This is a genomic window from Mesonia phycicola (assembly GCF_900141885.1).
Taxonomy (GTDB): Bacteria; Bacteroidota; Bacteroidia; order Flavobacteriales; family Flavobacteriaceae; genus Mesonia; species Mesonia phycicola.
In genome coordinates this window covers 117,842-134,247 of the sequence record NZ_FQYY01000001.1, presented here as the reverse complement: position 1 = coordinate 134,247, position 16,406 = coordinate 117,842, and the positions used below count along the sequence as shown (strand labels likewise).

The 16,406-nt window shown below is 32.1% G+C and carries 14 protein-coding genes and 1 other RNA gene; 8 read left to right on the top strand and 7 right to left on the bottom strand.

Annotated elements, in window-relative coordinates; all coding sequences use genetic code 11:
• Window positions 1-64: 64 nt before the first annotated feature.
• Window positions 65-1,276, bottom strand: a complete 1,212-nt coding sequence (locus BUC03_RS00645; RefSeq protein WP_073147194.1) for an exonuclease SbcCD subunit D C-terminal domain-containing protein — start codon at window positions 1,274-1,276, stop codon at window positions 65-67.
• Window positions 1,277-1,470: 194 nt separating this feature from the next.
• On the opposite strand from BUC03_RS00645, the gene BUC03_RS15255 reads away from it, so the two are divergent.
• Window positions 1,471-1,626 carry a hypothetical protein gene (locus BUC03_RS15255; protein ID WP_200799114.1) on the top strand — a complete coding sequence of 52 codons (156 nt, stop codon included), beginning with the start codon at window positions 1,471-1,473 and terminating at the stop codon, window positions 1,624-1,626.
• Here the strand turns inward: BUC03_RS15255 and BUC03_RS00640 are convergent.
• Both BUC03_RS00640 and clpB read right to left on the bottom strand, forming a co-directional pair.
• Window positions 1,623-2,120: a 1-acyl-sn-glycerol-3-phosphate acyltransferase gene (locus BUC03_RS00640; protein WP_234971585.1), complete on the bottom strand. Its 498-nt coding sequence runs from the start codon at window positions 2,118-2,120 to the stop codon at window positions 1,623-1,625. The two genes, BUC03_RS15255 and BUC03_RS00640, sit on opposite strands and share 4 nt — an antisense overlap.
• 197 nt (window positions 2,121-2,317) lie before the next feature.
• Entirely contained in the window at window positions 2,318-4,933 is a 2,616-nt protein-coding gene (gene clpB, locus BUC03_RS00635; protein WP_073147190.1) for an ATP-dependent chaperone ClpB, read from the bottom strand.
• A gap of 168 nt (window positions 4,934-5,101) precedes the next feature.
• Here clpB and ytxJ point away from each other — a divergent pair, with 168 nt between their 5' ends.
• Window positions 5,102-5,500: a bacillithiol system redox-active protein YtxJ gene (gene ytxJ / locus BUC03_RS00630; protein ID WP_073147188.1), complete on the top strand. Its 399-nt coding sequence runs from the start codon at window positions 5,102-5,104 to the stop codon at window positions 5,498-5,500.
• Between the two features lie 71 nt (window positions 5,501-5,571).
• On the opposite strand, the gene fahA is transcribed toward ytxJ, so the two are convergent.
• On the bottom strand, window positions 5,572-6,852 hold the full coding sequence (fahA, locus tag BUC03_RS00625) for a fumarylacetoacetase (protein ID WP_073147187.1): 1,281 nt from the start codon (window positions 6,850-6,852) through the stop codon (window positions 5,572-5,574).
• Window positions 6,853-6,956: 104 nt separating this feature from the next.
• Here fahA and glyA point away from each other — a divergent pair, with 104 nt between their 5' ends.
• Together glyA and BUC03_RS00615 are read left to right on the top strand one after the other, a co-directional pair.
• Window positions 6,957-8,234: a serine hydroxymethyltransferase gene (gene glyA / locus BUC03_RS00620; RefSeq protein ID WP_073147185.1), complete on the top strand. Its 1,278-nt coding sequence runs from the start codon at window positions 6,957-6,959 to the stop codon at window positions 8,232-8,234.
• Between the two features lie 12 nt (window positions 8,235-8,246).
• Window positions 8,247-8,660 (top strand): DUF2059 domain-containing protein, encoded by a 414-nt coding sequence (locus BUC03_RS00615; protein WP_073147183.1) that lies wholly within the window; start codon window positions 8,247-8,249, stop codon window positions 8,658-8,660.
• A 65-nt stretch (window positions 8,661-8,725) separates the two neighbouring features.
• On the opposite strand, the gene BUC03_RS00610 is transcribed toward BUC03_RS00615, so the two are convergent.
• Window positions 8,726-10,258 (bottom strand): hypothetical protein, encoded by a 1,533-nt coding sequence (locus tag BUC03_RS00610; RefSeq protein WP_073147181.1) that lies wholly within the window; start codon window positions 10,256-10,258, stop codon window positions 8,726-8,728.
• A 6-nt stretch (window positions 10,259-10,264) separates the two neighbouring features.
• The gene (locus BUC03_RS00605) at window positions 10,265-11,305 is read right to left on the bottom strand and encodes a glutaminyl-peptide cyclotransferase (protein ID WP_073147179.1); all 1,041 of its coding nucleotides are present in this window, start codon (window positions 11,303-11,305) and stop codon (window positions 10,265-10,267) included.
• A gap of 87 nt (window positions 11,306-11,392) precedes the next feature.
• On the opposite strand from BUC03_RS00605, the gene ffs reads away from it, so the two are divergent.
• The 3 genes from ffs to fsa all read left to right on the top strand — a co-directional run bounded on the left by ffs (window position 11,393) and on the right by fsa (window position 13,093).
• Window positions 11,393-11,492: signal recognition particle sRNA small type (ffs, locus tag BUC03_RS00600), an RNA gene on the top strand.
• Between the two features lie 102 nt (window positions 11,493-11,594).
• Window positions 11,595-12,401, top strand: coding sequence for an SDR family oxidoreductase (locus BUC03_RS00595; RefSeq protein ID WP_073147177.1), 807 nt, complete (start codon window positions 11,595-11,597; stop codon window positions 12,399-12,401).
• Window positions 12,402-12,436: 35 nt separating this feature from the next.
• A complete protein-coding gene (gene fsa / locus BUC03_RS00590; RefSeq protein WP_073147175.1) occupies window positions 12,437-13,093 on the top strand; it encodes a fructose-6-phosphate aldolase in 657 nt (218 codons plus the stop codon).
• Between the two features lie 49 nt (window positions 13,094-13,142).
• Here the strand turns inward: fsa and BUC03_RS00585 are convergent, their stop codons facing one another.
• The gene (locus BUC03_RS00585) at window positions 13,143-14,567 is read right to left on the bottom strand and encodes a TlpA family protein disulfide reductase (protein ID WP_073147173.1); all 1,425 of its coding nucleotides are present in this window, start codon (window positions 14,565-14,567) and stop codon (window positions 13,143-13,145) included.
• A 144-nt stretch (window positions 14,568-14,711) separates the two neighbouring features.
• Here BUC03_RS00585 and BUC03_RS00580 point away from each other — a divergent pair, with 144 nt between their 5' ends.
• Complete coding sequence (locus tag BUC03_RS00580) at window positions 14,712-16,337, top strand: ABC-F family ATP-binding cassette domain-containing protein (RefSeq protein WP_073147171.1); 1,626 nt, start codon at window positions 14,712-14,714, stop codon at window positions 16,335-16,337.
• Window positions 16,338-16,406: the final 69 nt, after the last annotated feature.

The window sequence follows — 16,406 nt, the reverse complement described above, 5'->3', positions numbered from 1 at the left end:
AAAAATCATTTATACTTATAATGTGACCCTGAATCAAGTTCAGGGTGACGAAAATTTTCAATAATTAATGTGAAGCATTCACTTCTTCTAGTAATTCTTGAAAAGCAATGTTCACTTTTTCTTTAATATCTTCTGTATAACTGTGTTGTGCTAATAATTTTTGAAATACTTCTTGTGGTTTTAAATCTTCTAAATGTTGATGATTTTCAAATAGCTTACCACTTTCACGTAACTGATTTTTAAAGGTGGCTCTATGTTTTACAATTTCACAATTAGTTTGTTTAAAATTAGTTACTAATTCATCTAATTGTGCAATTAAATTAGCGTCGTAATTATCTTCTTTTAATTCTACTTCAATAAGATTAGTTAATTCTCCTTGTGGTTGAATTGTTATTAATTTTTGCTGAATTTCAGAAATAACACCACTAATTCTAATTAATTTTCTAAAACTAGGTATAGTTATACTCTCTGGTTCAAAACCATTTTTAGTATCTATTAATAATAATCTTTTTTCATCTTTGCGTTCACTAAATGAAAGTGGGAGAGGTGAGCCACTATAAAAGGTAGGTATTTGCGCATTTACACGTTGCGGTTTATGTATGTGACCTAAGGCTACGTAACTAAACTCTTCACCAAATTGACTTGCCTGGAAAGCCGCCTGATTACCAATTTGAATGTCCCGTTCACTATCAGAAGACTCAATGCCAGCAGCATATAAATGACCCATTGCTATAATAGGAAGTTTAGGAAATTGTTTTTTACTAGTTATTGCAGCTTTTGCAAATGTGGCTTCAATGCCTTTTCTAATGGCTTCAATTCTATTCTCGTAAACTACTTCTTCTTCAATAGAGCGTAAATCGCTATCTCGTAAAAATGGAATAGCCGCTACAATAACTTCTTTTTCTCCATTTTTGTTAAAAAGCGGAATAAGGCATTCTTCTATGTTTTTTGGCATTCCGCCAATTACGGTTACGTTTAATTCATTTAAAATTTCTTTGGGTGCATCTAGCATACTGGGTGAATCGTGATTACCTCCTGTAATTATAAGTTGGCAATTGGTTTTTCTAAGCTGAAGCAATGCACGGTAATACTGTTTACGTGCTTCTGCAGAAGGGTTTGCCAAATCAAACACATCTCCAGAAATTAAAATAGCATCGATTTGTTTATCTAAAATTAATGGTATTAACCAATTAATAAATAAATCAAAATCTTCGTGTAAATAATGCTTATGCAGTTTTTTACCAATATGCCAATCGGCAGTATGTAGAATTTTCATAAAAATTAAATGTCAAGAAAAAGAAAGTTCAATTTACAAAGTAAACAAAAGCTATAAAAGCGTGTTACTGCAGATTTGTAAACAATTTTTATTAGAGTGTAGAAGTTAATAAAGATGTCTTTTAATAAAAAATTAGACTTGTTACATCAAATATAGACTGACGTAAAAAAAATTATCTTTGAAAAAAAAATAGTATGGCGAAGTCTGGCTCAGAAAAAAATACCAAGAATAAAGCGAAACATACCAAATTAATGAATCGCAAGAAAAATAAGTTACGAGAAGAAAAAGAAAACCGTAAGGCTAGATTAAAAGAGCTAACAGCAAAAATGAACGCGCAAAAAGAAAATTAAAGATCTGTTTTGCCTTTAACATCTTTATAAAATAGTTGTAATAGTTTACTGTCTTTTTCGTAATTACCGGTAGGGTAAAAGGCTTCTCCTATTTTTATAACTCTTCTTCCATAATCAAAAGCGACGGGAATTATAGGTACTTTAGCTAATAATGCTATGTAGTAGAAACCAGATTTCCATTGTAGTACTTTTTTACGAGTTCCCTCTGGCGCTAAAGCAAGTCTAAATTCTTCTTTATCTTCAAAAATTTTAGCAATTGCTTCTACTTTGTTTTGATTGCCAGTTCTGTCTAAGGGTGTGCCGCCCATCCATTTAAAATAAGCGCCAAATGGCCAACGAAACAATTCTTTTTTGCCTACAAAATTCATAGGTAGTTTTACAATTCTTCTGGTAAAAACACCTAGATAAAAGTCGTGCCAGCTAGTATGTGGCACTACAATGATTACTGATTTTTTTATGGAAGCATCAAATTGACCTTCAATCTTCCAATTCATCAAATTATGAAATATGTATTTTACCATCACTTTTTTAAGAATGTGGTAAATGTAGTGAAATAAAAACGAAGCTATCTAGAAAATATTTTAAGCCAATCTTTTGGTTGAAATATTAACCTGAGTTATAATTAACTCCGATTAATATGGCTTTATATTTTTAAACAGCTTCGTTTAGGGTTTTAATTCACCAATTCTCTTCAGTGAGTATCTAATACATTATTAGTTTCATTTCTAAAAACTAATTTATCGTTAAAAGCATCTAATAAAATAATACTATCTGTAGTAACTTCACCAGATAAAATTTCTTTAGACAATGTGTTTAAGACTTCTTTTTGTAATGTTCTTTTTACAGGTCTTGCACCATACTGCGGATCGAAACCTTGTTTTGCTAAAAACTTGATAGCTTCTGGAGTAGCATCTAGCGTAATGTGTTGCTCACTCAACATCTTGGTAATTCCTTTTAATTGAAGACCAACAATTTCTGAAATGTTTTCTTGCGTTAGCGGTGTAAACATTACAATGTCATCAATTCTATTTAAAAACTCAGGTCTTACTTGTTGTTTTAATAAACCAAGCACTTCTACTTTTGCACCTTCCATTGCAGTTTCTACATCTGGTATTGCATCAAACTTTTCTTGAATTATATGGCTTCCCATATTAGACGTCATAATAATAATGGTATTTCTAAAATCTGCTAGTCTACCTTTATTATCGGTTAATCTTCCTTCATCTAAAACTTGAAGTAAGATGTTAAACGTATCTGGATGCGCTTTTTCAATTTCATCTAAAAGTACTACAGAGTAAGGTTTTCTTCTTACCGCTTCCGTTAACTGTCCGCCTTCATCGTAACCTACGTATCCTGGAGGTGCACCTACTAATCTACTTACAGAGTGACGTTCTTGATATTCACTCATATCAATTCTAGTCATTGCATTATCATCATCAAACAGGTATTCTGCTAATGCTTTGGCAAGTTCAGTCTTACCAACACCCGTAGTACCTAAAAATAAGAAAGAGCCAATTGGTTTTTTCTGATCTTGTAAACCTGCACGGCTTCTTCTAATAGCATCACTTACCGCTTGTATGGCTTCTTCTTGGCCAACTACTCGTTTGTGTAACTCGTCTTCTAATTTTAAAAGCTTTTCACGTTCACTTTGTAGCATTTTAGTTACAGGTATACCTGTCCATTTTGCTACTACTTCAGCAATATCATCACTAGTAACTTCTTCTTGAATAAGTGATTTTTTACCTTCGTGTTTTTGCTCTTCTACTTCTTTTTGAAGTTTTTCTAAATTTTGTTGCGCTTCTTTAATTTTACCATAACGTAACTCGGCTACTTTACCGTAGTCTCCATCACGTTCTGCACGTTCTGCCTCTAGTTTGTAATTTTCAATATCAGTTTTTGCTTGCTGAATATTGTCTACTACACCTTTTTCATTTTGCCATTGTGCATTTAATTCTGCGCGTTCTTCTTTTAAATTGGCTAGATCTGATTTTAGAGATTTTAGTTTAACTTCATCTTTTTCTCTTTTAATGGCCTCAATCTCAATTTCTAATTGCATAATCTTACGATCAAGCACATCTAGCTCTTCTGGTTTAGAATTGATTTCCATTCTTAATTTAGAAGCAGCTTCATCCATTAAATCAATAGCTTTATCTGGTAAAAATCTATTGGTAATGTAACGTTGAGAAAGTTCTACTGCAGAAATAATAGCCTCATCTTTAATTCTTACTTTGTGGTGAGTTTCATATTTCTCTTTAATACCTCTTAAAATGGAAATAGCACTTTCTGTATCTGGCTCATCTACGGTTACTCGTTGAAAGCGACGCTCTAGCGCTTTGTCTTTCTCAAAATATTTTTGATACTCATCTAAAGTAGTTGCACCAATTGCTCTTAATTCTCCACGTGCTAAAGCAGGTTTTAAAATATTGGCAGCATCCATAGCTCCTTGTCCGCCACCGGCGCCAACCAACGTGTGAATTTCGTCAATAAAAAGTACAATGTTTCCGTCACTAGAAGTAACTTCCTTGATAACTGCTTTTAGTCGTTCTTCAAATTCACCTTTATATTTAGCTCCGGCAATTAAAGCACCCATATCTAAAGAAAAGATTTCTTTATTTTTTAAGTTTTCAGGCACATCACCAGCTACAATTCTATGAGCTAACCCTTCTGCAATAGCGGTTTTACCAGTTCCTGGTTCACCCACCAACATTGGGTTGTTTTTTGTTCTTCTAGATAAAATTTGAAGTATACGTCTAATTTCTTCATCCCTACCAATTACTGGATCTAACTTTCCGCTTTCTGCTAACTGATTTAGGTTTTTAGCAAATTTGTTTAGAGAGTTGTAAGTTTCTTCTGCGCTTTGAGAAGTAACTCGGTCTCCTTTTCTTAATTCTTCAATAGCAGCTTTTAATCCTTTTTCTGTAGCACCTTGATCTTTTAAAATTTGAGCAACTTTACTTTTTGAATTAAAAATTGCTAGTATAAGATGTTCTATAGAGACATACTCATCGTTCATTTTTTTAGCAATCGTAGAAGCGTCATTTAGCATTTTGCCTGCTTCTCTAGATAGTACAATATCACCACCGCTTACTTTTGGAAAACTTTCTAAGGTTTTATCTACTATTTGTGTAAATAAGCCTACATTAATATTTAGTTTTTTTAGTAAGAAAGGGGTTACATTTTCGTCTATTGAGGTAATGGCTTTAAAAATATGCTCATTCTCAATTTGTTGGTGACCATATTCTTGAGCAAGCTGTTGTGCTTGCTGGATGGCCTCTTGTGATTTTATGGTATAATTGTTTAAATTCATCTTGTTATTTTTTACTTAGAATAGTCAAAAGATATACCTTTTTTAAAAACTGACTAATTGGCAGTTTTTAATTGAAATTAGATGACATAATAACAGTTGATAAACTTATCTAAAGTTACGGAAAAGTAGATTTATTATGCTTAATTTTAATGTAAATAATATAAATAAATGGGATTTTTAGATAGTATTTTTAAAAGTAATGGAGGAGATGGAGAGTCTCAAAAATCATCTACTCCGTGGAATGAATTAGAGACAGAATTACAGATACATCAATTAATAGAAGAATCTAAAGAAAAATTGGTGGTGGTTTTTAAGCATTCTACCAGATGTGGAATAAGTAGAATGGTGAAGAAACAATTTGAAAGTGAATACAATTATGAGGAAGCACAGGTTAAATTGTATTATTTAGATTTGATAACCTATCGCAATATATCTAATAAGATAGCTGAAGATTTTAAAGTACATCATGAGTCTCCGCAATTATTAATTTTTAGTGATGAGAAAGTGGTTTATCACACTTCTCACAGTAATATTTCTGCTGAAAAAATAGAGGAATATTTAAATTAATTTTTTAGCTCTTAAAAAACAAAAAAGCCATTCAAAATTGAATGGCTTTTTTTATGATAGGTAATATTAATTTATGCTTTGTAAACTGGCAATAGTTTGGTGCTTACCTCTCCAAAACCAATACGAACACTCTTGTTTTCACAATGTCCGCGAATTATAACCGTATCATTATCATTAATAAATTTACGGTCTTCACCATCATTAAGTTTAATGGGTTTTTCACCATTCCAAGAAAGTTCTAACATAGATCCAAAACTAGACTCGTCTGGGCCAGAAATGGTACCACTACCCATCATGTCTCCGCTATTTACCGGGCAACCGTTAATGGTGTGGTGTGCGAGTTGCTGACTCATATTCCAATACAAATACTTGAAGTTAGATTTGCTTACAACGGTTTCTTCTTTTCCTTCTGGTTGTATGGCTACTTCTAAATTTATATCAAATGTTTTCTTTCCTTTAGATTGAAGATAATCTAGCTGTTTTTTTACAGGTTTTGGTCCTTCGGTTCTAAAAGGCTCTAAAGCATCAAGTGTAACAATCCAAGGAGAAACGGAAGAGGCAAAGTTTTTAGCTAAAAAAGGACCTAGTGGTACATACTCCCATTTTTGAATGTCTCGAGCACTCCAGTCGTTAAATAATACCATTCCGAAGATATATTCTTCTGCATCTTCTACGGAAATAGGTTCACCTAGCGGATTGGCAGCAGTGGTTATAAAAGCCATTTCTAGCTCAAAATCTACTAATCTTGAAGGTCCAAAAATTGGACTTTCAGATCCTTTAGGCATTTTTTGCCCTTTAGGCCTGTGTACAGGAATACCACTCGGAATTATAGAAGAGCTTCGTCCGTGATATGCAACTGGTACGTGTAACCAATTTGGTAAAAGAGCATCTTCTTTTCCTCTAAATAATTCACCCACATTTGTAGCGTGTTCTTTACTTGAGTAAAAATCTGTATAATCACCTACTTGCACCGGCAATTGCATTTCAATTTCATCTAAAGTAAAAAGTACTATGCGTTGGTGCTCTTTATTCTCTTTTAAAGTTGAATTGTTTTCATCAAAAATCTCTGCAATTTTATTTCTAACTGCTCTCCATGTTTTTCTACCATCTGCAATAAAATCATTTAGGGTATCTTGAAGAAAAATATCATCTGTTAGAGGTATATCATCAAAATAACCTAATTGATGCAAAGCTCCTAAATCTATAGCAAAATCTCCAATTCTGGTACCAATAGTAATAATATCATCTCTTGTTAAAAAAACTCCAAAAGGAATATTCTGAATAGGAAAATCTGAATCTTTAGCTACTTCTAGCCAAGTTTTTCTTTTAGGGTCGTTAGCAGTAATGGTCATAATAATTCAATTTTTAATAAAGAATGTATTCAAATATATTATTTTCCCACAATTAACCGAATGCTTTTTATATTTTTGACAAATATTTTAATAGATGCTTAACTATGAATACCAGAGATACCGAAATTTTTGATTTAATTGAAGAAGAAAAAAACCGACAACTAAATGGTTTAGAGCTTATTGCAAGTGAAAACTTTGTAAGCAATCAAGTGCTAGAAGCAGCTGGGTCTGTATTAACTAACAAATATGCAGAAGGTTACCCAGGTAAACGTTATTATGGTGGTTGTGAAGTAGTAGATGAAGTAGAGCAAATTGCTATAGAACGTGCTAAAGAATTATTTGGAGCAGAATATGCAAACGTACAGCCACACTCAGGGTCACAAGCTAATACTGCTGTTTTTGCTGCGTGTTTAAAACCTGGAGATAAAATTTTAGGATTTGATCTTTCTCACGGTGGGCATTTAACGCACGGTTCTCCTGTAAACTTTTCAGGAAAATTATACAACCCTGTATTTTACGGAGTAGATAAAGAAACAGGAAGAATAGATTATGATCACGTACGTGATATGGCAATAAAAGAACAGCCAAAATTAATAATTGCTGGTGCTTCTGCTTATTCTAGAGAAATAGATTACAAAAAGTTTAGAGAAATTGCAGATGAAGTAGGTGCAGTTTTAATGGCAGATATTGCTCATCCAGCAGGACTAATAGCAAAAGGACTTTTAGCAGACCCAATACCACATTGTCACGTAGTAACAACAACTACTCATAAAACATTAAGAGGGCCAAGAGGTGGAATGATTTTAATAGGAAAAGATGTTGAAAATCCGTTTGGATTGAAATTGAAAAACGGAAACCTTAAAAAAATGTCTACTCTTATTAATAGTGCAGTTTTTCCAGGTAACCAAGGAGGGCCTTTAGAGCATATTATTGCTGCTAAAGCTATTGCTTTTGGAGAAGCGCTTACAGATGAGTTTTTACATTATATGGTACAAGTAAAAAAGAATGCAAAAGCAATGGCAGAAGCTTTTGTTGCTAAAGGCTATGATGTAATTTCTGGAGGTACAGATAACCATATGATGCTAATAGATTTACGTAACAAAGGAGTTACTGGTAAATTAGCTGAAGAAACTTTAGTAAAAGCAGAAATTACCGTGAATAAAAACATGGTTCCTTTTGATGATCAATCTCCTTTTGTAACATCTGGAATTAGAGTTGGTACTGCTGCAATTACTACTAGAGGTCTTAAAGAAGATGATATGAAAGTGGTTGTAGATTTGATAGATAACGTAATTACGAATATTGAAGATGAAGCAGTTATTGAAGAAACAAAAAACAAAATACACTCTATGATGAGTGATAAGCCTTTATTTAACCAATAAGAATATTTAATTATGAAAAAGTTATTAATCGCTGTTGCTTTTGTAGGCTTAAGTTTCTCTGGTTTTGCACAAGAAGAGACGGAGTTTAAAAAAGAATTACTGAATTTTGTTAAGTTGAATACCGGTAGTGAAGATGCTATAAGTCCTTACATTGACCAAATGGCTGCAGGTTTACCAGATAGAAATAAGGAAGCTTTCAAAAGCGAAATTAAAGCTGAATTAGATGGAATGTATTCTCAGTTGGTAGATGTTTATATTGAGAACGTGCCTAAAGAGGATTTAGAGAAAATGATAGAGTTTTACCAAACTCCTGCAGGTAAAAGTGTTTTAAGTGCTACGCCTCAAGTTTTAGCTAAAAATATAAGCTTAACTCAGGGATTAATGATGAAGTTTCAAAATATTTTTCAGAAGTACTCTGCACAATAAGTAAATCAACATATAAAAAAAGCCTGCTAATTTTAGCAGGCTTTTTTTATGAGGTTATTTTTCTTTTATTCTTCAGGGAAAATAATACTTTCATAAGCACCAGTATCGGGATTGCTACCTCTTGAAACCCCTAAAATGTCTGTAGAGGTTGAAGTAGAAGGATTTGCAAGGCTATTGGCTGCAGACTCTTCATTTATCATTAGTTCATTATCTTCAGGAGCTAAAAAGTTAGGTTCTTCATTTACAATGCAACCAGGAAAAAGAGTTTCATCTTCAAAATCAATATCGTCAGTAGAACTTCCAAAGTTATTGTATTTGATTAAGCAATTTTCAAATTTATAATTAAAAGCAGCTTCTTCTCTTTCATTAAAAAACAACTCTTTATTTTCATTTCCATAAATAATACAATTATAAAAATTTGCTTGTATTAAATCTGAAACAAAAATTTCATCTGTTGTTTCTAAGTAATTTTCTACTAAAACAGAAGGGTAAGATCTAAAGCTTCCCGTCCAATAATTAGCAAAAGTGCAATTTGTGAAGTTATATTGGCCTCCTAAAGATAGGTTTAGAGAGCTTTGTCCTGCTTTATTAATCACGAGATTTTCACCTTCTATAAACCCAGTTCTAGCTAATAAACCAACATTAGAAGAGTTGTAAATTTTAGAATTTTTAATGGTAAGCGTAGGGTTACTGCTACCATCGTTAGAGTCCATCAAAAGACCAACAGTAGCATTTTTTATGGTTGCATAATTAATAATGTTATTGGTGCTTCCTTCTGTTAACCAAATTGCTCCCCATTGGCCTGCAACTTCACTAAAATCAGGCTCTAATCGGTCTCCTTCAAAAATAACTTCGTTTTCTAAGTTTTCTTGGTCTGAACTTAAATTACCGTTTACATGTAATGAGCCATTATTAGCTACTATTATACCGCTGTCTGCATGAAAGTGAATTCTAGCACCAGCATCTATAGATAATGTACGATTGCCTGGTACTGCTGCATAGCCATATATTACGTAAGGTTTTTCGTTAGTCATGGTTAATTCGGTATCATCTAAGAAAAAGCCGTCAATTAAAATTTCATTGCCTTCTTCGTCAAAACCGAATGATAGGCTTTCTGTGGAGCCATCGTTAAATTTTTCAGGATAAAGAAAAATAGCGTCTTGTATTAGCGTTACTAACTCCACTTTTTGTAGGTAAGCCTCTGTATCAAACTCTATAGCGTCTGTTAGTAAAAATTGGTTTTCTTGGCTATAATTGTCAATGTTTGTGGTAGATTCTATAAAAACAAAAATACTGTCTTTTGCTAGTATGTCTATGTTTTCAAAAGATTTTCCTGGCAATCCGTCTACGTTTAACCTGTAGTTAGAGCTTTCTCCTTTAGATAATTTTATGCTAGGGATGGTTATATCTTCATCACTTCTATTATAAACAGTAAGATTATAAGTGCTTGAGCCAATACCAGAAAATACCGTATCTAGGTAAACGGTATCTTTAGAAAACTCTAAATTACCAGTACTAGGTTGTGTTTCAAAATCGTTTCTACAAGAGCTCCATAAAACAATAGAACACAATAAAAGTAGAGGATATATGTATTTCATTTAAATCTATTTTTTAATAATTTTCACCTCAAATAACTTGTCCCAGTTTTTACCAGTAACATATAATTTCTTAGTGTTAGGGTTATAAGCTATACCATTAAGCACGTCTAATTTAGGGTGCTGAGTAACTTTATCTCTTAAACCTCTAAAATCAATAATACCTTCTATAGCTCCGGTTTTTGGGTCTATAACAGCCACACCATCTCTTTGGTAGGTATTTGCATAAATTTTACCATCTACCCATTCTAGCTCATTTAATCTTGTAGAGGTAGATTTGTGTGTAACTGGCTGAATATAGCTTTTCTCTTCAAGAGTTTTAGGGTCTAGTATCCAAATTTTTTCTGTGCCATCACTTTTGTAAAGTAAATTTCCATCATTGCATAAACCCCAACCTTCTTTACTATTGTTGTATTGAAAAATCTCTAATCTTTCAAAAGTATTTAAGTCGTAAATTAAACCATCACCAGAGCGCCAGGTTAGTTGATAGATTTTATCATTTAAAATAGTAAGTCCTTCTCCAAAATATGTTTTAGCTAAATCTACTTTTTTTAGAACTTTCCCTGTTTCTAGATCTACCTTTCTAAGAGAAGATTTTCCATTTAGTCCAGTACTTTCATAAAGAGTGTCATTAAAAAACTCTAATCCTTGTGTGTAGGCATCAATATCATGTGGATAAGTATTTACAATCTCGTAAGAATACAGTTGAGTAGGCGTTTTACTGTGTACAACAACTTCTTCTGATACCTTAATCACATCTCCTTCTGTATATATAGTAGCTTCTAGTGTGTTTTTACCTAACGGAAGCCCAAAAGCGATGGTGTTATTTTTAGAAGCGATAGACTTATCGGCATATTTATAGGTAATTGAATCAATTTTTTTTGTTGATTTTTGTTGAATTGTAATTTTTACGGGGCTTCCTTCTTGTATAATTTCTTTGTTTTCTCCAATTTTTAGAGAAAAGTTTTTAGAATTATCTACAGTTTTTTCTCCGCAAGAAAAAAGTACAGTACTCAATAATAACAAATTCAGTAAGTTATGAAATCTCATGTAATTAGTTTTTTAAACATTGGCTAATTTAGTTATTTCATGCTAAAAAATGCTTGCAGAAATAGATAAACCTTGTATATTTGCACCCGGCAAGTCCCACACAACCAGCTCCTGTCGAATTCCCCCAGGGCGGGAACGCAGCAAGGGTAGATGGTCGTAGCGGTGTGATGTGGGTAGCTTGCCTTTTTTTATGCAATATTCCCACGTATTTTCTCTCATTTTATTCTTAACGTTAAATTTTAAGCTTTCTTATAAATAAGCGATATTTGCTTTTCTATTTTTAGAATTTATGGCAAATAAAGTTGTTTTAATTACAGGAGCCTCTTCTGGTATAGGTAAATCTATAGGAGAGTTTTTAGTAGATAAAGGGTATAAAGTTTACGGTACTAGTAGAAACCCTAAACAAAAAGAATTAAACGGTGTTCAATTTGTAGCATTAGATGTTACCAAACCAGAAACCATAACCTCTGCGGTTCAAGAAATTATTCTGAAAGAAAAAAGAATAGACTACCTTGTAAATAATGCAGGTATGGGTATTACAGGCCCATTAGAAGAAACCCCAGATCAAGAAATTAGAAGAGTTTTTGATACTAACTATTTTGGAGTTATAAATGTAATTAAAGCTGTTTTGCCAATAATGAGAGAGCAAAAAGATGGTTTTATTATTAATATAACTTCTATTGCTGGATATATGGGCTTACCTTACCGCGGAATTTACTCTGCCACTAAAGGCGCATTAGAGTTAACTACAGAAGCTTTTAGAATGGAGTTAAGAGAGTTTAATATAAAGATGACAAATATAGCTCCTGGTGATTTTGCTACCAATATTGCAGCAGGACGTTTTCATGCGCCAGTTGTTAAAGACTCTCCGTATGAAGAAAATTACGGAAATACTTTAAAACTGATGGATGAGCATGTAGATAAAGGAGAAGATCCTATAAAAATGGCAAAAAAGGTTTTTGAAGTTATGCAGCAAAAAAAACCAAAAATACATTATAAAGTAGGCGAGGCATTACAAAAATTTAGTATTGCTTTAAAGCATATTTTACCAGATAAAATGTATGAAAAAATGCTAATGAAACATTATAAACTGTAACTTTACTAGTATAACTTTAAAATTAACAAAACACGATGAAGTTTTTTATTGATACAGCAAATTTAGATCAAATTAAAGAAGCGCAAGAATTAGGTGTGTTAGATGGGGTTACCACCAACCCATCGTTAATGGCTAAAGAAGGCATTACGGGTAAAGAAAATATAATTAATCACTACAAGAAAATTTGTGAAATTGTTGAAGGTGATGTTAGTGCAGAGGTAATTGGTACTAGTTATGAAGATATTATTAAAGAAGGGGAAGAGTTAGCCCAATTAGATAATCAAATAGTTGTAAAAGTACCTATGATTAAAGATGGTATTAAAGCCATTAAATATTTTAGTGATAAAGGGATAAAAACTAATTGTACATTGGTTTTTTCTGCAGGGCAAGCACTTTTAGCAGCAAAAGCAGGAGCAACCTATGTTTCTCCTTTTATAGGTAGATTAGATGATATCTCTGCAGACGGCTTAAATTTAATTGCAGAAATTAGGTTGATTTATGATAATTATGGTTTTGCTACAGAAATTTTAGCTGCTTCTGTAAGGCATACAATGCACATTATAGATTGTGCAAAAATTGGAGCAGATGTAATGACGGGACCTTTAAGCTCTATAAACGGTTTATTAAAACACCCTTTAACAGATATTGGTTTAGAGAAATTTTTAGCAGATTACAAAAAAGGTAATCAATAACTAAAAACATAAAAAAAGCTCTTCTAAATGGAAGAGCTTTTTTTTTGCTTTATATCTGATTTAAATACTCAAGGAGTTGATTTTCAAAATTAGGATCAAAGATATTTAAGTTAGATTTTTCTATAATTCCATTTTTATTGATAAGTAAAATCTTATTACTAAAATTTTTATAGAACTCAATATTTTTTCCGCGGTCTCTAATTTTTACTTCATAGTCTTTGTTGTAATCAAAATTATCAAGAATTTTTAGCCAAAGTGTAAAAGATTCTTCTTCATCTATGTTTACCCCTAAAAAATCTATCTCAGGGTACCTATTTCTTAATTCATTAATACGCTGGTGCTGTTTTGGATGTGCAGCTTTGTAAATAGACCAAGTAAAAGTAATGGTAGGTTTGCTTAAAATGTTTTTTAATATAATTTTTTCTGAATTAGGTTTTGTTAATTTAGATTGTGAAACATCACTACCTACAAAGTAGTTTTTTTGAAGTCTACCAAGATTTACTAATTCATTATAATTATCATCAGGAAATTTAAAACTCTTTACCAATTTAAGCGTAGAGTCTATTTGCTGATTGTTTTTTGCGGTATTTATTTGTTTTTTAGCAAATCTGGTAATAAATCTATTTCTCAGGTATTCAATTTTAAAAATACTATCAGAGATTATTAATCTGCTTTTTAAGTTTTTTACACTATTGGTATTAAAACAATCTGTAGAATTTGGCAAAGATACACAGCGCTCAATAGCTTTATTTTTAAGGTAATTATCTAAAAAACGTTGGTATATATAGTAAGATTGTAATTTTTTGTCATTAAAGTTGGCTTCGTTTCTGTAAGAGAAAAATTCTTGAGGAATTTTATTTCTAAATTCATTAAAGTATTTGTTAATAAGGTACGCATAACGTTCTCTTAAATCATAATACTCATATTCAATAGATTTTTTAGCAAGAGAAATAAATTCTGGAGAAAATTCATTCTCTTTTTCTAAATTAGTAAGTTGCTTCATTCTAAGGTTCTTGATAGAATCTGTTTTTTCGGCAAACTTTTCTGGACTAATTTTATAATAAGAATAAATGAGTTCGTTATCTTTTTCATTTAAAAGATACATTTCCATTAAAAAATTATTCTCTTCCGCTTTATCACCAGTATACATTAAAGACTCGTCAAAATCTTTAGTATTTAATCTAAATAATAAACTATCTCCTTTTTCAATATAAAAAACTTGTCCTTCTGGGCTATGTCTAAAAGTATATAAACCAGGAGTAAAATTGCTATCTTTTAAATTATAAGAAAATTTTCCGTTTTTTTCAATAGGGATAGAGTCTATAAAATAACCATCTTTCTCTAAAGTAAGGTAAGCTTCATTGCTATTCACAATTTCTCCTCCAATGTGAGTAGAACTGGGAGTATTCTCTTTATTATTGCTGTTACAAGAAAACAATAAGAAAGATATAGACAAAAATAATAGATGTCTCATAAGTAGTTAGGGTGATTTCAACCTCAAAGTTAAAATAATACTTGACTAACAGTTGTTAATCATGAGTTAAATAGAAAAGTTAAAAAGTTAATATTTCAGGTTATCAACTTAATTAACTATTTTTGCAAAAAATTTCAATAGCTTATGTTATCAGTTTCAAACTTATCTGTACAATTTGGTAAAAGAATTCTTTTTGATGAGGTGAATACAAACTTTACTCAAGGGAATTGTTACGGAATTATTGGTGCTAATGGAGCCGGAAAATCTACATTTTTAAAGATATTATCTGGTAAAATTGAGGCAACCTCAGGTCACGTTCATTTAGAGCCAGGCAAACGTATGTCTGTATTAGAACAAAACCACAATTTACACGATGAGCATACTGTTTTAGAAACTGTATTAAAAGGTAACAAGCCTTTATTTGAAGTGAAAGCAGAGATGGATGCTTTATATGCAGATTATTCTGATGAAAATGCCGATAGAATAGGAGAGCTTCAAGTAAAATTTGAAGAGATGAACGGGTGGAATGCAGATAGTGATGCAGCATCTATGTTATCTAATTTAGGTATAAAAGAAGCTCACCATTACACATTAATGAAAGATTTAGATGGTAAACAAAAAGTACGTGTGTTATTAGCGCAAGCGCTTTTTGGTAATCCAGATGTGTTAATTATGGATGAGCCTACTAACGATTTAGATTATGAAACCATTTCTTGGTTAGAGCATTTTCTAGCAAATTATGATAATACTGTAATTGTAGTATCTCACGACCGTCACTTTTTAGATGCAGTGTGTACACATATTTCAGATATAGATTTCGGAAAAATAAATCACTTTAGTGGTAATTACTCGTTCTGGTACGAGTCTTCTCAATTAGCAGCAAGACAAAGATCACAACAAAACAAAAAAGCAGAAGAGAAAAAGAAAGAGCTGCAAGAATTTATTCAGCGTTTTAGTGCTAACGTAGCAAAATCTAAACAAGCTACCTCTAGAAAAAAAATGATAGAGAAGCTAAACATAGAAGAGATAAAGCCATCATCTCGTCGTTACCCAGCAATTATTTTTGAAAGAGAAAGAGAAGCAGGAGACCAAATATTAAATATAGAAGGTTTAGAAGCCTCTATAGATGGAGAAACTCTATTTAAAAATATTCATTTAAACCTAGCTAAAGGAGATAAAGTAGTAGTTTTCTCTAGAGACTCTAGAGCAACCACTGCTTTTTATGAAATTATAAACGGTAAACAAAAAGCTGTTGCAGGTAAGTACGAGTGGGGTATTACTACTAACCAATCTTACTTACCATTAGATAACTCAGAGTTTTTTGAAAAAGATTTAGTATTAGTAGACTGGTTACGCCAATACGCTAAAACAGAAGAAGAACGAGAAGAAGTTTACGTAAGAGGCTTTCTAGGTAAAATGCTTTTTAGCGGAGAAGAAGCTTTAAAAACAGCAAAAGTACTTTCTGGAGGAGAAAAAGTACGTTGTATGTTAAGTAGAATGATGATGATGCGTGCTAACGTAGTAATGCTAGATGAACCTACTAACCACTTAGATTTAGAGTCAATTACCGCATTTAATAACTCTTTAAAAAACTTTAAAGGTACCGTATTACTAACCACACACGATCACGAGTTTTCTCAAACCGTAGGTAACCGTGTGGTAGAGTTAACACCAAACGGGGTAATAGACCGTTACTTATCTTTTGATGAGTATATGAGCGACCCTAAGGTAAAAGAACAAAGAGAAAAAATGTACGGAGATAATAAGTAAGGCGTTACCCTAACGGGTCGGGCTGTACGCTATATCTTTTTTTGCCACTTGCAAAAGCAAAAAAAGGAT

Excerpts from the sequence above, each read along its gene's own strand:
- BUC03_RS00610 (WP_073147181.1), bottom strand. The coding sequence starts at position 10,258 with ATGAAATACATATATCCTCTACTTTTATTGTGTTCTATTGTTTTATGG.
- BUC03_RS00615 (WP_073147183.1), top strand. The coding sequence starts at position 8,247 with ATGAAAAAGTTATTAATCGCTGTTGCTTTTGTAGGCTTAAGTTTCTCT.
- BUC03_RS00640 (WP_234971585.1), bottom strand. The coding sequence starts at position 2,120 with ATGAATTGGAAGATTGAAGGTCAATTTGATGCTTCCATAAAAAAATCA.
- BUC03_RS00585 (WP_073147173.1), bottom strand. The coding sequence starts at position 14,567 with ATGAGACATCTATTATTTTTGTCTATATCTTTCTTATTGTTTTCTTGT.
- BUC03_RS00605 (WP_073147179.1), bottom strand. The coding sequence starts at position 11,305 with ATGAGATTTCATAACTTACTGAATTTGTTATTATTGAGTACTGTACTT.
- fahA (WP_073147187.1), bottom strand. The coding sequence starts at position 6,852 with ATGACCATTACTGCTAACGACCCTAAAAGAAAAACTTGGCTAGAAGTA.
- glyA (WP_073147185.1), top strand. The coding sequence starts at position 6,957 with ATGAATACCAGAGATACCGAAATTTTTGATTTAATTGAAGAAGAAAAA.
- ytxJ (WP_073147188.1), top strand. The coding sequence starts at position 5,102 with ATGGGATTTTTAGATAGTATTTTTAAAAGTAATGGAGGAGATGGAGAG.
- BUC03_RS00595 (WP_073147177.1), top strand. The coding sequence starts at position 11,595 with ATGGCAAATAAAGTTGTTTTAATTACAGGAGCCTCTTCTGGTATAGGT.
- BUC03_RS00580 (WP_073147171.1), top strand. The coding sequence starts at position 14,712 with ATGTTATCAGTTTCAAACTTATCTGTACAATTTGGTAAAAGAATTCTT.
- BUC03_RS15255 (WP_200799114.1), top strand. The coding sequence starts at position 1,471 with ATGGCGAAGTCTGGCTCAGAAAAAAATACCAAGAATAAAGCGAAACAT.
- BUC03_RS00645 (WP_073147194.1), bottom strand. The coding sequence starts at position 1,276 with ATGAAAATTCTACATACTGCCGATTGGCATATTGGTAAAAAACTGCAT.
- clpB (WP_073147190.1), bottom strand. The coding sequence starts at position 4,933 with ATGAATTTAAACAATTATACCATAAAATCACAAGAGGCCATCCAGCAA.
- fsa (WP_073147175.1), top strand. The coding sequence starts at position 12,437 with ATGAAGTTTTTTATTGATACAGCAAATTTAGATCAAATTAAAGAAGCG.